This is a genomic window from Paraburkholderia sp. A1RI_3L (genome assembly GCF_048957895.1).
Lineage (GTDB): Bacteria > Pseudomonadota > Gammaproteobacteria > Burkholderiales > Burkholderiaceae > Paraburkholderia > Paraburkholderia kururiensis.
Genome location: NZ_JARCHA010000117.1, coordinates 1 through 242 on the forward strand (window position 1 = coordinate 1; position 242 = coordinate 242).

General features: G+C 62.8%; 1 protein-coding gene. It reads left to right on the top strand.

The genetic code is table 11. From position 1 onward, the window contains the following. A partial coding sequence (locus tag PXJ20_RS33160; RefSeq protein ID WP_421057543.1) for a DUF2827 family protein occupies nt 1-242 on the top strand: 242 nt, incomplete at both ends.

Consider the following 242-nt stretch of genomic DNA (forward strand, 5'->3'; position numbering starts at 1 on the left):
CTGCATGTCCTCAACAGCGTGCAGATGCAGGCGCATCCGTCCTTCGCCTTCCTGCTGCGTTCGCTCGATCTTCACTACCGCGAGCGCGTGAAGCTCGATGGCCGCCACGACTTCGTGGGCTTCATGAGCCAGCACGCGGACGCGGTCGTCTCGCACCAGTGGCAGAACGAACAGAACATCGTGTACCTCGATGCGCTGTACGGCGGCTATCCGCTCGTGCACAACTCGCCGTGGCTCAGGGA